The 21,760-nt window shown below is 41.7% G+C and carries 21 protein-coding genes; 18 read left to right on the top strand and 3 right to left on the bottom strand.

Features of this window, described 5'->3' with window-relative positions; genetic code table 11:
* Positions 1–17 precede the first annotated feature (17 nt).
* From pstC to RH85_RS07365, 14 genes are all read left to right on the top strand, one after another.
* Positions 18–950: a phosphate ABC transporter permease subunit PstC gene (gene pstC, locus RH85_RS07430; RefSeq protein ID WP_006711597.1), complete on the top strand. Its 933-nt coding sequence runs from the start codon at positions 18–20 to the stop codon at positions 948–950.
* A 15-nt stretch (positions 951–965) separates the two neighbouring features.
* Entirely contained in the window at positions 966–1,829 is an 864-nt protein-coding gene (gene pstA / locus RH85_RS07425) for a phosphate ABC transporter permease PstA (protein WP_006711596.1), read from the top strand.
* Positions 1,830–1,921: 92 nt separating this feature from the next.
* Positions 1,922–2,671 carry a phosphate ABC transporter ATP-binding protein PstB gene (pstB, locus tag RH85_RS07420; RefSeq protein ID WP_006711595.1) on the top strand — a complete coding sequence of 250 codons (750 nt, stop codon included), beginning with the start codon at positions 1,922–1,924 and terminating at the stop codon, positions 2,669–2,671.
* Positions 2,672–3,201: 530 nt separating this feature from the next.
* Positions 3,202–4,602 (top strand): undecaprenyl-phosphate glucose phosphotransferase, encoded by a 1,401-nt coding sequence (locus tag RH85_RS07415; protein ID WP_006711594.1) that lies wholly within the window; start codon positions 3,202–3,204, stop codon positions 4,600–4,602.
* 26 nt (positions 4,603–4,628) lie between these two features.
* On the top strand, positions 4,629–5,213 hold the full coding sequence (locus RH85_RS07410) for a polysaccharide biosynthesis/export family protein (RefSeq protein WP_006711593.1): 585 nt from the start codon (positions 4,629–4,631) through the stop codon (positions 5,211–5,213).
* Between the two features lie 45 nt (positions 5,214–5,258).
* The gene (locus tag RH85_RS07405) at positions 5,259–7,478 is read left to right on the top strand and encodes a GumC family protein (protein ID WP_006711592.1); all 2,220 of its coding nucleotides are present in this window, start codon (positions 5,259–5,261) and stop codon (positions 7,476–7,478) included.
* A gap of 15 nt (positions 7,479–7,493) precedes the next feature.
* Positions 7,494–8,426, top strand: coding sequence for a glycosyltransferase family 2 protein (locus RH85_RS07400; protein WP_006711591.1), 933 nt, complete (start codon positions 7,494–7,496; stop codon positions 8,424–8,426).
* A gap of 41 nt (positions 8,427–8,467) precedes the next feature.
* Complete coding sequence (locus tag RH85_RS07395; RefSeq protein ID WP_006711590.1) at positions 8,468–9,634, top strand: nucleotide sugar dehydrogenase; 1,167 nt, start codon at positions 8,468–8,470, stop codon at positions 9,632–9,634.
* A gap of 15 nt (positions 9,635–9,649) precedes the next feature.
* The gene (locus RH85_RS07390) at positions 9,650–10,687 is read left to right on the top strand and encodes a glycosyltransferase (RefSeq protein WP_006711589.1); all 1,038 of its coding nucleotides are present in this window, start codon (positions 9,650–9,652) and stop codon (positions 10,685–10,687) included.
* A complete protein-coding gene (locus RH85_RS07385; protein ID WP_006711588.1) occupies positions 10,684–11,640 on the top strand; it encodes a glycosyltransferase family 2 protein in 957 nt (318 codons plus the stop codon). The genes RH85_RS07390 and RH85_RS07385 overlap by 4 nt, the downstream gene beginning before the upstream one ends.
* A gap of 2 nt (positions 11,641–11,642) precedes the next feature.
* The gene (locus tag RH85_RS07380) at positions 11,643–12,725 is read left to right on the top strand and encodes a glycosyltransferase family 4 protein (protein ID WP_006711587.1); all 1,083 of its coding nucleotides are present in this window, start codon (positions 11,643–11,645) and stop codon (positions 12,723–12,725) included.
* 9 nt (positions 12,726–12,734) lie between these two features.
* Entirely contained in the window at positions 12,735–13,952 is a 1,218-nt protein-coding gene (locus RH85_RS07375; protein ID WP_006711586.1) for a hypothetical protein, read from the top strand.
* Positions 13,953–13,991: 39 nt separating this feature from the next.
* Positions 13,992–14,648 carry a hypothetical protein gene (locus RH85_RS07370; protein ID WP_006711585.1) on the top strand — a complete coding sequence of 219 codons (657 nt, stop codon included), beginning with the start codon at positions 13,992–13,994 and terminating at the stop codon, positions 14,646–14,648.
* A 97-nt stretch (positions 14,649–14,745) separates the two neighbouring features.
* Positions 14,746–15,186, top strand: coding sequence for a hypothetical protein (locus tag RH85_RS07365; RefSeq protein WP_006711584.1), 441 nt, complete (start codon positions 14,746–14,748; stop codon positions 15,184–15,186).
* 132 nt (positions 15,187–15,318) lie between these two features.
* Here RH85_RS07365 and RH85_RS07360 read toward each other — a convergent pair whose 3' ends face one another.
* On the bottom strand, positions 15,319–16,287 hold the full coding sequence (locus RH85_RS07360) for a porin (RefSeq protein WP_006711583.1): 969 nt from the start codon (positions 16,285–16,287) through the stop codon (positions 15,319–15,321).
* Between the two features lie 195 nt (positions 16,288–16,482).
* On the opposite strand from RH85_RS07360, the gene RH85_RS07355 reads away from it, so the two are divergent.
* Together RH85_RS07355 and RH85_RS07350 are read left to right on the top strand one after the other, a co-directional pair.
* The gene (locus RH85_RS07355) at positions 16,483–17,901 is read left to right on the top strand and encodes an O-antigen ligase family protein (protein ID WP_006711582.1); all 1,419 of its coding nucleotides are present in this window, start codon (positions 16,483–16,485) and stop codon (positions 17,899–17,901) included.
* Positions 17,894–18,331, top strand: a complete 438-nt coding sequence (locus RH85_RS07350) for a low molecular weight protein-tyrosine-phosphatase (RefSeq protein WP_006711581.1) — start codon at positions 17,894–17,896, stop codon at positions 18,329–18,331. The genes RH85_RS07355 and RH85_RS07350 overlap by 8 nt, the downstream gene beginning before the upstream one ends.
* Before the next feature lie 23 nt (positions 18,332–18,354).
* Here the strand turns inward: RH85_RS07350 and RH85_RS07345 are convergent, their stop codons facing one another.
* Both RH85_RS07345 and RH85_RS07340 read right to left on the bottom strand, forming a co-directional pair.
* The gene (locus RH85_RS07345) at positions 18,355–19,410 is read right to left on the bottom strand and encodes a GGDEF domain-containing protein (RefSeq protein WP_241210365.1); all 1,056 of its coding nucleotides are present in this window, start codon (positions 19,408–19,410) and stop codon (positions 18,355–18,357) included.
* Between the two features lie 46 nt (positions 19,411–19,456).
* Positions 19,457–19,933 carry a putative pterin-binding protein gene (locus RH85_RS07340; protein ID WP_006711579.1) on the bottom strand — a complete coding sequence of 159 codons (477 nt, stop codon included), beginning with the start codon at positions 19,931–19,933 and terminating at the stop codon, positions 19,457–19,459.
* A gap of 310 nt (positions 19,934–20,243) precedes the next feature.
* Here RH85_RS07340 and RH85_RS07335 point away from each other — a divergent pair, with 310 nt between their 5' ends.
* Positions 20,244–21,026 (top strand): metallophosphoesterase family protein, encoded by a 783-nt coding sequence (locus tag RH85_RS07335; protein ID WP_241210364.1) that lies wholly within the window; start codon positions 20,244–20,246, stop codon positions 21,024–21,026.
* A complete protein-coding gene (locus RH85_RS07330) occupies positions 21,026–21,721 on the top strand; it encodes an aspartate/glutamate racemase family protein (RefSeq protein WP_006711577.1) in 696 nt (231 codons plus the stop codon). The genes RH85_RS07335 and RH85_RS07330 overlap by 1 nt, the downstream gene beginning before the upstream one ends.
* Positions 21,722–21,760 lie beyond the last annotated feature (39 nt).

The raw sequence follows: 21,760 nt of genomic DNA, 5'->3' as shown, positions 1-21,760 counted from the left end.
AAGTACGGTGATTTTTTATGACCATCGCAACAAATAGTGAAGAGCTTATGAACACTGAAGCGACTCAAATATCTAAGCCTGGCCTACGTGCTAAAAAGCGCGTTGACTGGAAAGAGCGCATCTTCCATGGCTTATTTCTGACTAGTGCCGCAATCGGCATTATCTCTCTTGCCGTTATTGCTTACTTTATCGTCCGTGAATCTATTCCGGCGTTCCAAGAAGTTGGCGTGACAGGTATCGTTTTGGGACAAGATTGGTTACCACCGGCTCTTTATGGTGTTGCAACCATGATTGTCGCCTCGGTTGTTTCAACTTTCGGTGCGGTTGTCGTCGGCGTTCCTATAGGTGTACTGACGGCTGTTTTCATCGCTGAGATTGCGCCAAAGCGCATCGCGGATGTTATTCGCCCTGCGGTAGAGCTATTGGCTGGTATTCCTTCGGTGGTATACGGCTTCTTTGGCTTAGTTATTATTGTTCCACTGATTCAAAATGTCTTTGATGTCCCTGCGGGTAATACCATCCTAGCGGGTATCATTGTCCTTGGTGTGATGATTCTACCGACGGTTATTACCGTATCGGAAACGTCAATTCGCGCGGTGCCAAGAACATATAAAGAAGGTTCTTTGGCACTGGGTGCATCAAAGATATACACCATTTTTAAATTGTTAGTTCCTGCTGCGCGTTCAGGCATCATGACAGGGGTTATTTTGGGTATTGGTCGTGCACTTGGCGAAACGATGGCGATCATCATGGTTATGGGTAATGCGCCAGCAATGCCACAAGGTATCTTAGATTCGGCTCGTACACTGACGGCGAATATAGCGATAGAGATGTCTTACGCAAGTGGTGTACATGCGAGTGCACTCTATGCAACGGGCGTTGTTTTATTAGCATTTATTATGATGCTAAACGCTGCGCTGCTTTATCTGAATCGTCAAAAGACAAAATAACTACTGGTGATGACTATGGATTACGCAAAACTTAAACGCTCGCGCCAGATGAAAGACAACATTTTAAGCGGGTTTGTATGGGCTGCCGCGGCACTGACAGTTGGCTTCTTGTTCTGGATTATTTGGTACATTTTATCAAACGGTCTTCAACATGTTGATTGGAACTTTGTGACTGACGACTACACCCGTACTGGCGATGAGCAAGGCATCTTCCCGATGATTATCTCAACGCTATACATGGTAATGGCTTCAATTGCTGTTGCTGCGCCGTTGGGCATCATGACGGCAATTTACTTGACGGAATATTCAAAAGTAGGCAGTCGTCTGGTTAAAGTGATTCGTTTTTGTACCGAGTCGCTGGCTGGTATTCCATCGATTATCTTTGGCTTATTTGGTATGACGTTTTTCGTCGCGATTCTTGGCTTAGGTTTTTCTATCTTGTCGGGAGCGCTAACGCTAAGTATTCTGATTTTGCCGGTAATCATTCGTACAACAGAAGAAGCACTCATGTCAGTCCCGCACGCTTATCGTGAAGGTTCATACGCATTAGGTTCTTCAAAAATTTATACTATCTGGCGTTTGATTTTGCCTAGTGCAATGCCAGGTATCTTAACTTCGGTCATTTTAAGTATTGGTCGTGTTATTGGTGAGTCCGCCCCGGTGTTCTTAACCGCAGGTATGGTAGCTCGTATTCCAGATTCATTGATGGATTCTGGTCGTACGTTGACTGTTCACTTATATAAGCTAACCACAGAGCTATTTACCATTGAAGAATGGAACCAAGCTTACGGTACAGCGACAGTGTTGATAGTAGTAGTACTGCTTATCAATATGGTGACAAAGTTGATTGCAAGCCGTTTCAACACAGCAACTTACTAATTTAACGCATACTTAAGCTGTCGATTGCGCCGCAACAAAATGCGCTAAGACACAATCGACAGAAACGAATTTAAGATTTAAGAGATATCATGATGAACAAATTTAATATTGAAAACCTAGATCTATTTTACGGTGACAACCAAGCGCTAAAATCGATCAACCTACCTATTCCAACTCGTCAAGTTACGGCGCTAATTGGCCCATCTGGTTGCGGCAAATCAACACTACTACGTTGTCTAAATCGCATGAACGATTTGATTGAAGGTGTAAAAATTACAGGCAAATTGACCATGGATGAAGAAGACATCTATGGCAATATCGATGTGGCCGACCTACGTATTAAAGTGGGGATGGTGTTTCAAAAGCCAAATCCATTCCCTATGAGTATTTACGAAAACGTTGCTTATGGACTACGTGCTCAAGGCATGAAAGACAAGAAGCACATTGATGAAGTGGTCGAGCGTTCGTTGCGTGGTGCAGCATTGTGGGATGAAGTAAAAGACCGCTTGAAATCCCATGCGTTTGGCCTTTCAGGTGGACAGCAGCAGCGTCTGTGCATCGCACGTACCATCGCAATGGAACCTGATGTTATTTTAATGGACGAACCAACGTCAGCACTTGATCCTATCGCGACGCACAAAATTGAAGATTTGATGGAAGGGCTGAAAAAGAACTATACGATAGTCATCGTTACGCACTCTATGCAACAAGCCCGTCGTATATCAGACCGTACCGCCTTTTTCCTTATGGGTGAATTAGTCGAACATGATGAAACGAGTGTTATCTTTAACTCTCCACGAGATGACCGCACTCAAGGTTATGTAAACGGTGACTTTGGTTAATAAATTTACTGGTAAAACATTATAACTATAAGCGATGGTAACATTTGCCCCTCCTAAGTGAGGGGCTTTTTTATGTCTAGAATTGATCAAATACGAACGAGTATTTTGACGGCATTATTATATGACTAGGTGTGCAGCGCGGGTTGTTATTTTACAGTTTGTTATGTTGTAATTAAATTGTTCGTTGCATGGCTGGTTTATACTGTTAGTTAATCATAAAGTTGTATGTGTTTATTTTATTGTGGTTTTAAAAAACTATATAGCCCTATTAATTTTATGGATGAATTGCTTTAAATATCCAAATTAATCGCTTTTTTACGACTATAGTCGAATCTTTATCTTGATATTCTCACAAGTTGGAATTATTGCAATCTCAAAGTCTGGAACAAATTGAATAGAAAATAAATCTACTTTGTTTTTGTCGCAAATAAATACAGACTATGTCCAGATTAAAGTGATGTGCTAACAAAGTATGACGGCATATTCACTTTGGAATCGAATGGAATTCGTTTAGTTCAGGGAATATAGTCATGAGAGAAATAGGCATTATAAAACACCATGGAGATGAGCACGTCATCGCCTATCGCGTGTTAGATATCGGGATTGTGATCACAACGATCATTATGTCTGCCAATCTATACGCAGACTCGTGGAACATTTATTACTTACTAGCGACCAGTGTTGCGGTGGTCTCTTTTAGTGTTATGGCTGAGCTGCTTGGTGTCTATAATCCTTCTTTTACTTCTTCATTGCGTCAAACGTTTGCCCCAATACTCTTATCTTGGTTTTGTGCGATTGGCTTATTGCTCGTACTCGCTTTTGGCTTCAAAATTACCGATTCGTTTTCTCGTGTAGCGATTACTCTCTGGTTTGTGGGCACTCCCGTATTACTGACGACTTATCGTTTGGTGAGTGGCAAAGTTAGAACATCAACAAAATCAAATTCCTATGAGAAAAAAAGCATCATTATCGGGGCGACGCCGGCAGGGTTGGCATTAGCAAAAGAAATTCAATCAAGTCGCCATCATGGGCTTAACTTAGTCGGCATTTTCGACGATAGAAGCCCAGATCGTTTATCCAATGACAATCTCGATATCGCCCTCAAAGGCTCAATTAACGATGCGTTGAAAATGGCGAAAGAGCGTGACTTCCGCCATGTTTATGTTGCTTTGCCTATGAAAGCATCAACTAGAATAAAAGAAGTGATCAATTATTTTGCAGATAGTACCGCTCGCGTCTATATCGTACCTGATTTCTTCACTTATGATCTTATTCAATCTCGTTGGCGTAATGTGGGCAATATCCCAACGTTAAGTATTCATGATACGCCATTTTACGGTATGTCTACCTTTGTTAAGCGCTTGGAAGATATTGTTGTTTCACTCCTTATTTTATTGCTAATTAGTCCGGTGTTACTGGCGGTTGCTCTTGGGGTTAAATTGTCATCCCCAGGTCCGGTTATTTTTAAACAGCATCGTTATGGTATTGATGGCAAGAAAATAAAAGTGTGGAAGTTCCGTTCTATGCGCTCTATGGATAATGGCCAAGTGGTTAAACAAGCAACCAAAGGCGATCCCAGAATTACTAAATTTGGTGCTTTTATCCGTAAAACATCCCTTGATGAACTTCCTCAATTTATTAATGTCCTTCAAGGTCGTATGTCTATTGTTGGGCCAAGACCACACGCGGTTTCCCATAATGAAGAATATCGCCAAATTGTTGATCGTTACATGCTCCGTCACAAAGTAAAACCAGGCATTACGGGATGGGCACAAATTAATGGTTATCGTGGTGAAACTGATACGGTAGATAAAATGGAAAAGCGTGTTGAGTACGATTTGAATTATATTCGTGAATGGTCTCTATGGCTTGATATTAAGATTATTTTCTTGACCATTTTTAAAGGTTTTGTCGGTAAAACCGCGTATTAAATTAACCAGTAAGATTAGGTGTTAAAGTGATTAATAAGCTGTTTAAAATCCTTATGCTAAGTTGTATTTCTATTGGTTCAGTCTTTGCAAATAGCAGTGATTTGTATCAACTTGCCGCTGGTGATGTGATTAGCATAAAAGTCTATGGCGAAGAGAACCTGACCATAGAGGAGCAAAAAATAGATAATCGTGAAGTCATCGATTATCCCTATCTCGGTGTTATTAAACTTGGGGGTAAAACTCTCGAACAAGTCCAGAGTGAGATAACACTGGGCCTACAAGGCGATTACCTTGTGAGCCCTAAGGTGAACGTGGCTATTGTTCAGTATCGTAATGTTTATATTAACGGCCTCGTCAATAAGCCAGGCGGTTATGAATACGAACCAGGACTCACAGTCCAAAAAGCAATTTCCTTAGCTGGGGGCGTGATGAGTAAATACCGTCGTAGCGCTCGTGCTTACCGCACCAAATCCACAGAGTCCGATCAGTACGCCAATCTGAGTGCCGAACAGCTAGCCACTGAGTTTGATAAAAACACAGAAATCGAAGCTGAGTTATATCAAGTTATCCATCCAGGTGACACGATTCATGTTGTCGCTTCTTTTTGGTAACACCGGCCACAAACCAACTCAATTTGACGAATTATTAGGGAAAGTATGAAGTTACTAAGTGATGAAAAAACCTCAGTGGAAGGGGAGTCGGTGGATTTTGGTAAGTACATAGTATTACTGAAACGCAGCTGGTTGAAAATATCACTATTTACCGCTCTTGTAACGGTGCTTGCTGCACTGTTTGCATTGTCTATTGCGCCTACTTATCAGGCGACAGCGACGCTCTTGATTGAATCTAAAACGAGCAACGCGGTTTCCATTGAAGAAGTGGTCGGTATTGATTCGACCCAACAAGAATACTATTTAACACAGTTTGAAATTTTAAAGTCTCGCCGTATTGCTGAGCGAGTCATTGCACAACTCAATCTAGAAAATAACAAAGAATTTAATCCTTATATTGAGCCTGAACAATCATTAAAGGCTCTGCTCAAAGAGAAAATTCTGGCATTGCCGATGTTTAAGTCAGAAGAGTTACAGCGTGAGCCAACAGCGGAAGAGCAGGCGACAAAAGTACGTTACGCGGTATTGGCCAGATTTCAATCTCGCTTGTTTATCTCTCCTATTCGAAAAACCCAACTGGTTCGTATTACGTTTGAGTCTTTAGACGCGCAACTTGCGGCAGATGTGGCTAATGCAGTCGGCGAAGCGTACATCCTCGAAGGGCTTGATGCTCGATTGGATGCGACTGAGCATGCATCGTCTTGGATTTCTGGTCGCATGGAACAATTGCAAGAACAACTGAAACGTTCTGAAAATGCGTTGATTGAATTCTTAGCCAAAGAAAAATTGGTTGATGACGATGACAGTGGCATTGATGTACAAGCCAGCGCTGTGATCAACGATTTAATCTTACGCTTGAGTGAAGTAACAGACCGACGTATTCAGCTTGAGTCTGCTTATAGTACTTTAAGTAGTGGCGGCTCTTTGGCGATGACGGATGTGTCATCGGTACCTGAGATTTCTAAGCATCCTCAGGTGATTAATTTACGCAGTTTGTTGGCCGATGCTAAGCGTGAGCAAACCGAATTTTCCAAAACCTATGGCCCTAAACACGAAAAAATGATTGCCGTGAGCGCGAAGCGTGGCAATCTCGAAGAGCAGTTGAGTCAGCTGATTGGCCAACTTGTGGGCGGCATAGGCAAAGAACTGCAAGCGGTTCGCTCGCAAGAGCGTTTGATTGCCCGTGAGTTAGATAATCGCAAACAAGAGTTCCAGAGCTTAACGGTTAAAAAGCGTCAATATGAGGCATTGCTTCGAGAGGAAGAGACGAATAGGAATATTCTCAATATCTTTTTGAACCGCCAGAAAGAAACGACGGCAACCAGCGACTTTGATTCGCGTAATGCCCGATTTACTGATGAAGCATTAACGCCACAATTTCCCGCTAAACCGAATAAAAAGCTGATTGTTGGCTTTGCCATGATTGCAGCGCTGTTACTTTCGATATCAGTGGTTTTATTGCTGGATGCATTTAATAACACTATTACGTCAATTAAGCATTGTGAAGATAAGTTGGGGCTTATTCCATTGGGCGGGATTCCTAAGTTAACCAAATTCAAGAAGCAGGTGCTGGGTAGTGATGTCTTCTTTAGCGAAAAGTACATGACGTTTAATGAATCAATTCGCTCCGCTAGAACTGCGTTGGCACTTGCAAATCGGGAAGGCAAATTTATTACTATTTCATCATCATTGCCAAATGAGGGGAAAACGACCTGTTCAATTAACTTAGCACTGGCGTTCTCAAAGGTAGAAAACACCTTGCTGATTGATTGTGACTTAAGAAAATCTGCAGTGGCGGAACGTTTTGGCCACAAACGTTATAAGCCAGGTCTGACGAATCACCTATTGATGAATTCGAGCTTAGAAGAGTGTTTGTTTGTTGATGAGCGTTCGGGACTGACCGTGCTTCCTGCTGGCATGCCGACACCAAATCCGCAAGAGCTACTTAGCTCTGAGCGTTTCTCGCAGTTACTTCATCAATTAGCGGAACGCTTCGACAAAGTGATCATTGATACACCGCCAGCTTTAGTGGTCAGCGACAGCATGATTGTAAGTAAAATTACAGGCAAGGTTGTTGTGGTTCTCCGAGCTTCCAGTACTCGTGTGGTGACGCTGCGCAATACCATCTCTCGATTTATGTCTCACGATGTCCAGTTTGAAGGTGTGTTACTCAACCAGATTAGTGAAGGGAAGGGTAAGCAAGATTATGTTTACGGTGACTATATTCATCACCTCGATAAACAGCCTGAAGCTCATACGTCATAATTGGGAAGCACTAAAATGGAATTTACTTATGCGATCATTGTTCCGCACTTTAATAGCCATCAAGGGCTAGAGCGCTTGCTTCAGTCGGTACCTGTGCGAAATGATATTCAACTACTTATCGTGGATGATAATAGCGAGCAAGTATTAGATGCCGAGCGATTAGCGCAAAAATTCCCAGGCCTTCACCTTGAATTGTTCACCAATGATACGGGTGTGAAAGGGGCAGGTTCGGCACGTAATGTTGCGCTGAACTATGTTCGTAGCGACTACACCTTGTTTGCTGACGCAGATGATCTGTTTTGCTCTGGAACGTTTGAGCTACTTGATCGTGTATTAAGCGCTGAAGACATCACGTACTTTTCACCAACCAGTCGTTGTGATGTGAGTGGTGAATTGTCTGACCGACATCATATTTATGCTGATTTAGTACGTGATTACTTGGACTCTGGTAATGAAGATATTCGTTATCATTTTTCGGTGCCATGGAGCAAAGTGTTCCGCACTGATTTTCTGCAGCAACATGCGCTCTATTTTGATCAAGTGATCGCTTCAAATGATGTGATGTTCTCACTGGTTTCAGGCCGAAAAGCGGCTTCTATTTCGGTTCATCCGCAGGAGATTTATTGTGTGACTCGCGGTAAAGGCACCCTGACGGTGAATTTTAAACCCGCGGTCGTGCGTTCGCGCTATCTGGTGGAACTCAAACGTATCGAATACATAGCGCATTTTGCTATCGCTACAAACAGCACCTCACTTTATAAAATGGTAAAGAATTTTCACAAGGTGATGTCGCTAGGGGATGTGGCACATGTTGTTGGTTTACTTTTCCAACGAAAAATCACTTTGGTTCCGGTACGTACTTATTACTACCTTAATAATCCCAAAGCATTATTAAATCGCTTCGCAAAGAAGAAGCAGTCATTGTCCAGTCAAAAATATCAAGCGTAGTGCAGTCACTACCTACAAGCTTAATAAATTACGGAAGATTTATGAAAATTACAGTTGTTGGTACAGGTTATGTCGGGTTGTCTAATGCGGTGCTTCTTGCTCAAAATCACCAGGTGTTAGCGCTCGATATTGATGAAGGGAAGGTGGCGAAAATCAATCAACGGATTTCACCGATTTCAGATACTGAAATTGAGCTTTTCTTGGCAGAAAAGTCGTTGAATCTGACCGCAACTACGGATAAAAATTTGGCTTATCAAGGGGCTGATTACATTATTGTCGCGACCCCAACCAACTATGATGCAGAAACGAATTTTTTTGATACCAGCTCGGTAGAGTCAGTGATCAAAGAAGTGAAGCAATATGCGCCTAAAGGGGTGGTTGTCATCAAATCTACCATTCCAGTTGGTTTCACTGAGCGAGTAAAACACGACCTAGAGTTTGATAACATCATCTTTTCCCCTGAATTTTTGCGTGAAGGTAAAGCGCTACACGATAACCTTTATCCGTCACGAATTATCGTTGGGGAAAATTCAGCCCGTGCCGAAACTTTTGCTGGACTATTAGTAGAAGGGGCCGTGAAAAGCGACATCCAAGTTTTGTTTACTAATTCAACCGAAGCTGAAGCGGTTAAATTGTTTTCTAACACTTACCTCGCAATGCGAGTTGCTTATTTCAATGAACTTGATTCATATGCCGAAAGCCATGGTTTGGACTCTCGTCAAATCATCGAAGGCGTGGGCTTAGACCCACGAATTGGCACTCACTATAACAACCCTTCTTTTGGGTATGGTGGCTACTGTTTGCCTAAAGACACCAAGCAGTTATTAGCGAACTATCAAGACGTGCCTAACAATTTGATTCAGGCGATTGTAGAAGCAAATACCACCCGCAAAGACTTCATTGCTCGTTCTATCGTTAATAAACAGCCTAAAGTGGTGGGTATCTATAGACTTATCATGAAGTCGGGTTCTGATAACTTCCGCGCCTCTAGTATTCAAGGCATCATGAAACGTATTAAGGCGAAGGGGATCGAAGTCATTGTTTATGAGCCGTTACTCGAAGAGCCCACTTTTTTCAATTCTGAAGTGGTCAACGATTTTGACGCCTTTAAACAAATCAGTGATGTGATTGTGAGCAATCGTATGGTTGAAGAATTAGCTGACGTTGCTGACAAAGTGTATACCCGTGATCTGTTTGGTAGCGATTAAGGGCAGGGATATTTGATGAAACTTGTCACGATTAATCCACAAAAATCCACCACCATGGGTGGGGTTGAGACCTTGATTCGGAGTTTACATAATCTATTTCACGGTGAGAATTACGAATTGTTTCAGTTTGATCCGACAAAAGAGCACTATGCTGAGAGCGCGCATGTTCGTTATTCAAAATATGGAAGTGGTAACAAAATCTCGGCCAAGTTGAGTCAAATCTCTGCGGTGAAAGAGTTACAGCTCGGTTCTGATGACATTGTTGTGCTGTTCCATCCAAACGATTTGCTCTATTTGCCTCGCAGCACATTAAATAATGCCAAAGTTGTCTTAGTGCAGACGAATAAGTTCTCTGTATTCTTTAAGCCTTTGTCAAAGCTCATCATGACGTTGTTACAAAGTAAAATAGATCTCTTTACTGTCTATACCGATCAAGACAAATTCGCACTGGCGAGTTTATTCCCCCGTCTTGATGGCCGAGTTAGTGTCATCCCTCGAGGTTGTAAGTTGATGAGGGCTACTTCCACTCAATCAGTAAGCAAGAAACTTGTCACTATTGCTCGTATTGATGAAGGGCAGAAAAATTTTTCCGCCATGCTAGAGATCGTAGCGAGACTGCCAGAGGGATATAGCTTAGATATCTATGGTGACGGCAGTGAAAGTGAAGTGGCATCGCTAATTGAATTAGTGGCGAGCCAAGATAATGTGCATTTTAGAGGCCCGACAAGCGATGTTGCAGCCACACTAAAAAACTACGCAATGTTTATCATGACATCAAGATATGAAGGGTTCGGCCAGACATTGATTGAAGCTCGAAGCCAAGGCTTACCGATTGTGGCTTATCAGACGTTTGATGCTCTGCCGTGGATTGTTGAGGACGGACTTAATGGTTACCGTGTTGCTCAAGGAGATAGCACTCAGTTTGCAGAGCGAATTGTTCAGATATGCGGTGATGAAGTGCGTTATCACACCTTGTCTAAAAATGCGTTGAATAAGGCGAAAGAGACCGAGCTTGAGGTCGTTAATCGATTATGGCAGGAGGCCATTGCGTGAAATATTCAGTAATTGTACCTATTTACAATACCTTTGATTATGCCAAACGTATCGTAGATTGGTTTACCCAAGAAGTCGCTCAGCGTTCAGAAAATGATGTGGAACTGATTTTAGTTGATGATGGCTCCCAGCAAGGTCCAAATTACTCAATCGAGCATGATGGTATTCGCCTGTTACGTAAAGAGAATGGTGGTGTTTCGAGCGCACGTAATTTCGGTATTGAACATGCTCAAGGCGAATTCATTCTCTTTTTAGATTCCGATGACCATTACCAAACGACGGTTTTTACTTATTTAGATGAGGTGTTACGTCAGCAGCCAAGCTTAGATACAGTACTCTTTTCATTTAAAAAAGTGTTGGATGATAAGTCAGAGGAGGCGATTAATCGCGTGCAAAAAGTGGATGGGCGTCAGGCGCTTTCTTTGTATTTAACCAAAGCAATTCGCTTGCACGTGTGTGGCTTGATGGTTTCTCGTCAATTGCTTTTGACACATAATTTGAGATTTGATGAAGAACTGCATTTTAGCGAAGATCTCCTATTTATCATTGATTACCTTTCATGTGCACGCCAATGCTATATCAGTGATGAAGTTTTGTATTTTCACGTTATGCGCAGTGGTTCGGCGATCAATAGCCCATTAACACAGAAAGACACCACGCATATCGATGCATTTGAGCGAATCTCTGTACAAGCAAAAAAAATGGCTCGAGAGCAAGATGTCAATTTGTTCATCTCTACTTGTTATATCAATTTGATCAAGTTTTTGGTGAAAAATAAGACCCAAGACCAACGTGTATTTGACAAAATCGTTTCAAATCATAAGTTTTTATTTGGCAAGGTGGATTCGAAATTAAATCGATATTCGGTGATTGTAATGGTTTTACGTCTGCTATTCAGGCTTGATGGGCTAAGCAATCATCAAGTGTTGCGTCGACTGAGTTATACGGGGTAGTGATGAAAGTACTTAATATTTCAGAAACAACACCTGGCGGAATTGAAACTTTTTTTGAGTCATTATCTCGTTCGAAAGCGGTTGAGAATGAATTCCTTGCCTTTGATTATCACCGTTCTATTTTGCCGCTGAAATCAAGAGGGTTTAGACCGTTCAATGTTGTGATACTACTCTGGATGTTGCTGTTTAAAATCGAAATAAAACAATACCAAGTGATCTTTTTGCACAGTACATTTTCTGGTTTTCTAAGGCCTTTTTTGTGGCCTTTCGCTAAATGGAATAAAGTCGCTATTGTATTTTGTAGTCATGGCTGGTCTTTCAATGTTCGCTATAGTTCGACGTTTAAAAACACCGTCTACCGATCGATCTACATCGGCGCGGAAAGATTGTTAGCGCCATTTTGCGACCAAATTTATTGCATTTCACCATCAGAATATAACGAAGCGTTAAAGATTGGTCTCAAAGAAAACAAGACCACCTTGGTGTGGAATGGCGTCCAGGGCAGTGCTTTAGCGCTAGCAGAAAGTGAAAGAAATCCTGGGCCGACACGAATGTTGTTTGTTGGTCGCTTGGATATGTGCAAAGGTTTGCACTTGTTTCTTGACGCATTGACAAAGTTACCACGGCTTGAACAGCCCATCGAGCTGACCGTAATTGGAGAGGCGGTACATAAGGACTGTCCTGAACTTTATCAACTACTTGATAGTTCGATAGAGAATGTCACTATCAAACGCCTAGGTTGGGTTGCGAACACACAACTTGACCAACATTTTCAGTATGCTGATTTTGTGGTTGTTCCCTCGCTGTGGGAAGGGTTCGGTCTCATTGTGGCGGAGTCATTGCGTAATGGTACTCCAGTCTTTGCGTCAAATGCAGGTTCGCTCGCAGATATGCTTAATGAACGCACTGGATGGGTATTTGATCTAGAAAGTGAGTCTGGTTTGTCACAAGGTATCGCTCAAGTCCTAACAGAAAGGGCTTACCTCAACATTCGTCAACAAGATTGTGTCGAGCACTTTGAAGACAATTTCCATGAAGATGTTATGAATCAGCGTTATTTCCAGTCGTTTTCCACGCTCAACTAGGAGTTTATTGTGCAAAAAGTGGTGTTTTTATTTTTGTGTTTACTGATTCCATTTGAAAATACCGCTCTTGCGTCTATTGGTGGGGTATTTACCGCACCATTAGGGATTGTTCTTGTTCCGTTACTTGCTCTGATTATCGTATTGTCCTATCGCACCTTATCTGAAACCGAGTTTAATACCATTAAGTTGTTATTTGGCTTCTTTGTTTATTCATTTATATTGCTGACTTTTTTTTACGGTGATTACAATAAAACCTTTTTGTTTGATCGTGGCCTTAGATTTTTACTCCTTATAATTCCTCCTGTTGTTATCTTTTTAACCGTCATTCGTCAGGATGAGAAAACAATCTATCAAGGGGTGATGGTCATTGCTGGCGTTGTGATATTTGCATTCTTGTTAAACTTAGTTGCACGAGGGTTCATTAATAGTTCGTCATTTTTCCATCAAAATTTTGCTTTGTCACCTCACCGAATGAGGGGGTTTACCTTAGAAGCGAGTACCTTTGGATTTCAGTTTTCGCTCGCACTGTTAATGGTTGCGGCTATTTTTCGTATTAATCTTTTCATTATCACACCAGTTATTGTCGGGAGTGTCATCCTTATAACCTCTAAGGGAACCTTAATCTGTTTCTTAATGACGGTATTTATTACTTTTGTTACTTTCAGCCGCATTAACGCTTTTCACAAACTACTTGCGTCGTTCATCTTACTCTTTTCAATATCGATGTTTGTGACGACATTTCTTGGCAGTTCAATCGTTAATGATATTGAGCGTTACACGAGCGTAGCGACTCGAGGCACTGCGGTCATGACCGCGATTATGTCACTCATTTACAATCCAATTGGCAGTGGTTTCTTTGGTTATTTACCTTCAATGTATGAATATGGAGTTTATGCTTTGAGGTTTGTTGATGGCCTCGCTCCGGGGTTATTGAATTTTTCGGAGTTTTCGAACTATTTGGTGGTTGGTGAAACCAAAAGTGTCTCGACCAAGTCCTTCTTTTTCGATTGGGTTATCTTTGGTGGCATATTTTTTGTCTATGTCTATATCAAATATATAGGTCGACTGTTCAAGTTTTTTATTAAGCACCGAATGAAATATGATTTTACCGTGTTACTATTTTTAGTGTTAGCCAGTTCCTTTTTCATGACGATTGATGCGCGTTATATTGCCCCATTTGCCCTTGGTTTTGTTTATGTACGTTATTGCATCGTTAAAAAAGGCTAGCCCAACAAGAAACGGACCACGTAACGCAAGGTTTAAGTTATGCGTAAGCGAATGATGAGCTTAGGCTTAATGGTGGGTGCTTTGTTACTCATGTTTCTATCTGTGATTAAGGGCGTGGATGATTGGCAAAGCCAAACACTACGCAATACTTTGGCAGATTTGAATCGAGCAACAATACAAGCCGGTAAACATGACATTGCTTTAGATATGACGTTGACCCCCGCCTCTTCAGGGCCTTTTATTGATCATCAGGCTTTCGGTTTGTATTACTCTTGGTTAGGCTTTCAAGCAGTAAAGCCACAGTCGGTAGAGAAATTTTCACTTCTATCGATTGATCAGTTTGAACAACAACAAAAAAAGCGTCCTCTAGATTCAACAGTGGTCGTGAATAAAGCCAATCAAATGTGGCGAAATGGAGCCCCTTTTGATGTTGTGATCAAACAATTTCATCTCGCTCATGAAATGGGATTGTATGAGTCATTCACGGTCAAACAGTCTCTTATCTATTATCTAGCGCATTGGCCTGAGCTATCACTCGTGGATAAAAAACAGTCTATTTCTTATTTGTTAGATCATGAACGATATAAAATGAAACTTTGGCAATATGATTCAATATTAAAAATGCCTGTTATTGGAGAAAGAGCCTGTAACATTTTAGAGTTCAACAATATTAGTCCTTATTATTGTCGTCATTAATCTAGACGCCTTTAAGTAAGGTCAATCGGAGAGATTGAGAAGAAAGGGTAGGGCATTAAATTGTCGTTATCTCTAAGGGTAATATAAAAGGATTTTCATGAAAAAACTAAAAATTGTAAGTATGGCAGCTGCGCTTTCTATGGTTTCAATGGCTCATGCTCAAGAAATGACGCAAGAGCAGTTAGACAGTTTATTCCAAGATACGTCTCTTAGCCCGATAGCTCTAATTGAACAGTTTTCTTTGTACTCGGTAGAGGATAATTTGGTTCTTTTTTTGCAGGAAGTCGCGAAGCAGAGACTCGATGTGTTTGCACAAGTTTTGACTCTCGCTTTTATCCAATATCCTGATTATATTGATTTGATTGTTGCAACCGCCCGTGAACTTGGGTTGAGTAACGAAGAGATAACTATTGCCGCGATTGAGGCGGGAATAGATCCAACGATTATCGCAGAAGCGACCGCTGCAGGTACAGAAACGGTAGTCGAGACTCCAATACCTAACGCTCCAACCAAGAAAGACCCTATTTCAGCCAACTGACATCATTGGTGTTCAGACTGAAACGCCGTTTTCATTAGTAGGTATTCATATTGTTAGAGCAACAGCAAGCAAAGGGCGGTCGATGACAGCCCTTTTTATAGGTTCACTGTTTAAACAATTTAAAGCTTTTATTTACCAAGCGATGGCCGCGCCGAGAGCAAAATTAGTTTCATCAGGCGCTTGAATCGGCGAGTCAAAATTAACTTCAGCAAATAACTTTGTGTACTCAAGCGGAACCAGAGATAAGCCTAGGTAGCTGTTATTTCGGGTGCCAGTTATCGCAGAGTTATCGGAGTCTTGGTTAATGACCTCATGGCCAGCGTAACCAGTTAGGGCAACAGTAAATGCGATTTGACCGGCAATGGCAAAGGCGTTTTTATCCACTGAGCGCGAGGGTTGCGAATCATTATTAAAATTTTGATGGTAGTAGGTAATCCCTAAATTGGTGTCACCCATCTCTAAACGTGCTGTGGTATGAAAATACAAGGCGTCAGTTTTGTTGCTCGTTGCGTTGGTTTCAGTTGAGCCAATACCACTGACTAATATCAGGTCTGCAAGATTATATTGGCCAAAGAACTCAGTAAGGGTTCGCTTTTGTTCACCAGACTCAAAGCCGTATGTGCCATTGAGAGTAAAGAGTTCGTTATCGTAAACGTACTTTATGGTATCGCCTTTAACACCTACTGAATTGAGGTTGGATTTACCACCAAATACTTCAGAATAATCGACACCCGATAAATCATCCGATGACGTACTGTGTTTACCGTAAGTCAGGGCTCCCAGCGACTCTGCGTATAAACCGACAAAGTATTGTGAGATAAAAAGGTCATCTTCATTTTTATCTTCATCAGCATCAAGGTTAACTTGTGCTTCGGTGCCTGCCGCTATTGAAATAAGGTCAGTCACTGCGTATCGACCTCGAACGCCAATTTTAGAATCACCAAATGAATACTCATTATCTTGTCCATCGAGAAAAATAGCACTGGCTTTGACATCACCATAAAAATCGAGATAAGCGATATCATTGTTAATCATTTCATAACTAAGTGAGGGGGTGCTGATAAGAAGTATAGAGGACAGCGAAACTATACGTTTATTCATGATTCTTCCATTAATCAATATCAGGTTCGTTTATCAACCTTAAAGCAAACGAGGAATATATTATAAAAAGCCTGCCAAGTGTGTCCCATATTTGAGAGTTGCAGTGATTATTTAGTGAATATTTTGACTTAATGACGTCGAAATTCGAGACTCATGCTCTCGTTTATAAATATCACATTAAGAAAGGGTTTCTCAATGATTAGCTGGCTTGAGCGTAGTTGTTTTGCTGGTTTAATAGCACTGCTAATTTGGTTACCAATACCATTAGGGTCAAATCGAATTTGGGCTTGGACAATCGGAGAAGTATGGATCGCAACGATTGCTTTTGTTCTCGCGGGCATTTTCTACCACTCTCGGGATTCTGCGCTTAGTCAGCGCTTGAAGGCTTTTCTTTGGTTGATTGTCCCGATTGCCACATTTCAGGTTTGGGTATTGATACAGATTATCCCTATGCCAGTTTCAATGTTGGAATGGATTTCGCCCTCATCAGCTGATGCTTACCAAAACGTAGCCGCGAGATGGGGCTATATTTCACTCGATCCTGCGGCAACGTATATCTCACTGCTTAAAGGTGTCGCCTATTTATTTTTTATCTGTATTTGTGCGATTCTAATTCATAGTAAAAAACGTCTTAAGTTAGTCATGTTGGCGATTGTCGTCAGCGGAACTTTGCAGGCTTTTTATGCCTCACTTAACGTTCTTTTGGGTGTAGAGTCTTCGTGGATTTTTGGTTTTCCCGAGACTGATATTGCGACCGGTTCATTTGTGTATAAAAATCACCTCGCCAATTATTTGTTGCTCTGTCTCAGCATGGGAATAGGTTTGATTGTTATCGACTTAAGCAGCAGTTCAACCGGTTCCTCTTCTTGGCAGGAAAGAGTGAACGCCTTACTACAGTTATTAGTTTCGAAAAAAATGCTGATTCGATTTGCGCTGATTATTATGGTTATCGCGTTAGTCATGACGCGGTCTAGAATGGGAAACAGTGCCTTTTTCGTTGCGACGTTCATCACCGGAATTATTGCTTTATGCTGTTACAAGCAAAGACCGCCTAAATTAACATGGCTACTCATCAGTTTATTCGTTGTCGATATTATTGTGCTTGGCTCATTTTTTGGCCTAGAAAAGGTGCAACAAAGAATTGCAGAATCTCACTTGTCTAGTGATACCAGACACTTGGTGGTTCAATGGAGCATACCTATGTTGAAAGACTTTTTGTTGACCGGAAGTGGCTTGGGAAGCTTCTACATAGTTTTTCCAAGTTATACCCAACACGCCGTCGGCTTTTATGATCATGCTCATAACGAATATATTCAGTTTGTTGCGGAGGTTGGGTTACCAGCCACATTATTATTGGCTCTCGCGGTACTGTGGGCATTTGGATTGGCGGTATGGGTGATTAGTCATCGCCAAAGTCGAACTTGTAAGGGCGCTGCTTTGGGGGGGCTTGTGGCATTAGTTGCCATGTTGCTGCATATTACGGTTGATTTCAATTTACAGGCACCGGCCAACACGGTGACCTTTTTGGCAATACTAGCCATTATTGGTGCAAGTTATTCGATAGCCACGCCATTGCAGAGAACGAGGCAACAGAAGGTAATAAGCGATGTTTAAACGATTTTTAGTGGTCTGTACTGGTAATATCTGCCGCTCACCTCTCGCCGAGATCATGTTGAGTAAAATGTTGCCGGACGTCCAAGTGCGCTCGGCGGGTATCGCCGTAAAAAGTAGTGATTTAGCGGGTCATGCTGTGGATAGCACAATGATGAGTGTCGCCAATGACATGGGGATAAACCTTGAAGGGCATCAGGCGCATCAATTGACGAAAGAAGATTGTTTATGGAGCGACGTTATACTGGTGATGGAGCCAGAACAAATTGTTCGTGTCAGCAAAATTTCGACTCAAGCGAGAGGAAAAACTTTTTTGCTTGGGCAATGGGGAGAGGGCACGATTGCAGACCCTTTCCTTAAATCTTTGGACCAGTACCAAGCGGCGGCAACGCAAATTCGTTCAGCGTGCCAATCTTGGTGTAAAAAGCTCTAGGTGTAGTATCAAACGAATGGCGCTTAGTGTTGCATCGAACGTTTTTGCGTTGCAAATTTCATCTGGTACATGTTGGTATCTGCCGTTTTTAGTAACTCGCTAAACGTGTTTCCTTGATTGGGATAGGTGGCCAGCCCTAGGCTGGCAGAGAGGGCAACAGAAACCTCTGGTGAAATCGATATCTCTTCATCAAAGCAATTCAAAATCGCATTTAACGCTTGTTCCATTTCTGCTGGTGGTTGCTGTGGAAGTAGTAGAGCAAACTCATCCCCGCCCATTCGGTAGGCTTGGCATAATGGATTGTGTTCGGCGCAGTTGAAACGCTGCGCCATTGTCTGCAATGCAATATCTCCGGCCTGATGACCATATTGATCGTTAATCTGTTTGAAGCCATTAAGATCGAGTAAACAGACCGTGAAAGGGGTTTGGCTTTCGATTCTTTGATTAATCTCTTCCGTCATAGCGAGACGGTTTTTAATTTTTGTAAGCGCATCGGTGAGTGCTAAATGCTTATTGTAGTTTGATTCTAAGTGTAAGACATAACCGACCAAAATCGCGCAAACGACCAGTAGTGACATCAAGAATAATTGGGTTTGATTGAGTAATCGCGCCTGTTCCATCTGTTGTTGATAAATAGGACTTTTTATTCGAAAGTTGATATTCACATAATTGATCATATCTTGATAAATTAATTCTAAGTGTTTAGCCAACAATGCTGCTTGGCTTTGGGTTTTAAGCTGCCACAGTTCGGGCTCTAAGCGAATATAGCGTTGAAAAAGATCAGAAAAAAAATCGCGAGCCCCCGCTAACTGCATAAAGCTATCGGCTTCTTGTGCGTTAAGCAGTAGATCAAATCGACTCCAAGTGAGTTCATAACCAAGCTCGGTTTTTTTGCGATACTGCTCATTCTCCATGGCAAAGGGTGTGACAGATACCAGTGAAGAGAACTCTTTGGTGAGTTGGAAAAGAAACCACGTAGCTTGGTTCTGTTGCTCTGAGTAAGAACGAGCCAGTTGGCGTGTTTCAGAAAAAACATACAAATTGGCCATGATCAGTAGAGCGGATAACGCTAAAAGCATCGCCTTTGAACGAGATTGTAGAGTCAAAAATTTGTTAGCGTTATTTTTATTCATCATTGTTATGGCTATAAATTACAATTTCATCAATTTGCCAAACCATTTGAGAATGGTAAGTTGTGTTATTAATCTCTGGGTATTTGTCTAAATTAAATACCATCCAATATGGGCCTTTATGGCGAACCCTAATAGGTTGGTTATTTATGGAAATAGCGATAATAGGGTCGAAATTATTAATGTCTTCGATGGTTGTCGTTGCACTGTAATCATTCAGAGCAGAGAAGGTCACCGCAAAGGTATTTTGGTTGCCATAACGTTCGACTATTTTTGCAACCGGTATGCCAGTAAATTGTCGAACATCTTCAAACCATGGTAGTTGTGTTTCAAATGTTTCTGTTTCGAATTCGCGGAGGAGTGTATCTGTATCTGTATAGATAACAGATTGATCAGAAAGCTTAATCTTAAGAGGTGAGCCAAAAACTACTGCTGAAAAAAGAATTGGCATCAAGGTAATCAGGTAGCGCATATCGATTCCTTGGGCACGATTATTATGTAAGTAAAATTATATGTATGAATGTTCAAAAATGAAACCATTTTATTAATACAAATGACAATATGGATACTTTGTTTTGTGATGCTCATTTTTGAGAAACCAGTTGCATTTTGGTTCATGAGGCTTTGAAAGCGGAGTTACAACTGGTGTTCTTTGGCGGTGCAACTGGCTGATTTACTGTTTTTGCAGAGTTTACATCGAGGTAAGCAAAAGATTTTTCCGGTATTTCAATACAATACAAATTCTGGTACTGATAGTATTTGTAATTTAATGGGCTCAAGGAATGAGTAAAATGTCTACTTATGCGATTCTATCCGATATTCATAGCAATATTTACGCTTTGCGCGCGGTTGTAGAGCATGCAAAACGGTTTGGTACTGAACAATTCATCAATTTGGGCGATATTTTGTATGGCCCGATAGCGCCTCAGGAGACGTACCACTATCTACAATCACTCGATGCGGTGACGATTTGTGGTAATCAAGATCGCCAGATCTTTCAAGCGACGCAAAGTGAACTTGATTCAAATTCGACTATGAAATTTATCTGGCAACAACTTGATGAAGAAGCGCATGCGTGGATGAAATCCTTACCGTTTGACTGCCAAATTACGGATGAGATTTACGCTTGTCATGGTACACCAAATGATGATTTAGAGTATTTACTGGAAGACGCCAGCCAAGGCTATGCTCAGTTACGTCCAGATCGAGCAATATTGGACCGTCTTGATGGTCAACCTTCACCAATCATATTGTGTGGCCATACCCATACGCCCCGTTGCGTAACACTTTCCACTGGGCAGATGGTCATAAATCCGGGTAGCGTGGGAATGCCAGCGTATACTGATGATGCGCCTTTTCTGCATTCGATGGAAAACTATAGCCCTCATGCTCGTTATGCAACCTTGTCTCTAAACTCGCATCATCAGTGGGAAGTGGCCTTTCATAGCGTTGTTTATGATGTCGATTCAGCTGTTATGCAAGCCTCACTCCGGGAACGACAAGATTGGGTCCATTTTTTAACCACTGGACGCGGTTTAAGTGAACAGAAAATAAAGGAATTATAATGAAAACTATTGGTCTGATTGGTGGCATGAGTTGGGAATCTACCACCAGTTATTACAAAGCAATTAATCAAGGGATAAAAGCACAGTTAGGTGGATTGCACTCCGCTAAAATTTGTCTTTATAGTGTTGATTTTCATGAAATTGAGCAGTTACAGCATCAAGGTTTGTGGGATGAAACCGCCGCGATTCTAGGTCGTGCTGCACAATCGGTACAAGCTGGCGGTGCGGATTTCGTCCTTATTTGTACCAATACCATGCACAAGGTTGCGCCGCAAATTTCACAACAGATTGCGATTCCTATTTTACATATTGCAGACGCTACAGCGGCAAAGCTTGTTCAGGATGGGATTACCAAAGTCGGTTTGCTGGGAACGCGTTTTACCATGGAGCAAAATTTTTATAAACAGCGCCTTACTGAACAGTTTGGTATTGAAGTTGTGATTCCAGATGAGCAACAACGCAATCGTGTTCATGACGTCATTTATAACCAGTTATGCCAAGGGAAGATTTATGATGATTCAAGATCCGCTTATTTAAGCATAATTGATAGCCTTGCCGAGCAAGGGGCGCAAGCGGTGATCTTAGGCTGTACCGAGATAGCTTTATTGGTTGAGCAGCAACATACCCCAGTCCCGTTATATGACACGACTCAAATTCATGCACATGCCGCGGTAATGGAAGCGTTGCAAGGGTAGAAGTTACACTAAAAAGTGGCGTAAGACGCCATGGTTTAA

The sequence above is a fragment of the Vibrio ichthyoenteri ATCC 700023 genome (genome assembly GCF_000222605.1).
GTDB lineage: Bacteria > Pseudomonadota > Gammaproteobacteria > Enterobacterales > Vibrionaceae > Vibrio > Vibrio ichthyoenteri.
Note: the sequence above shows the minus strand (reverse complement) of the source record. Positions and strands in the feature narration are given on the sequence as shown.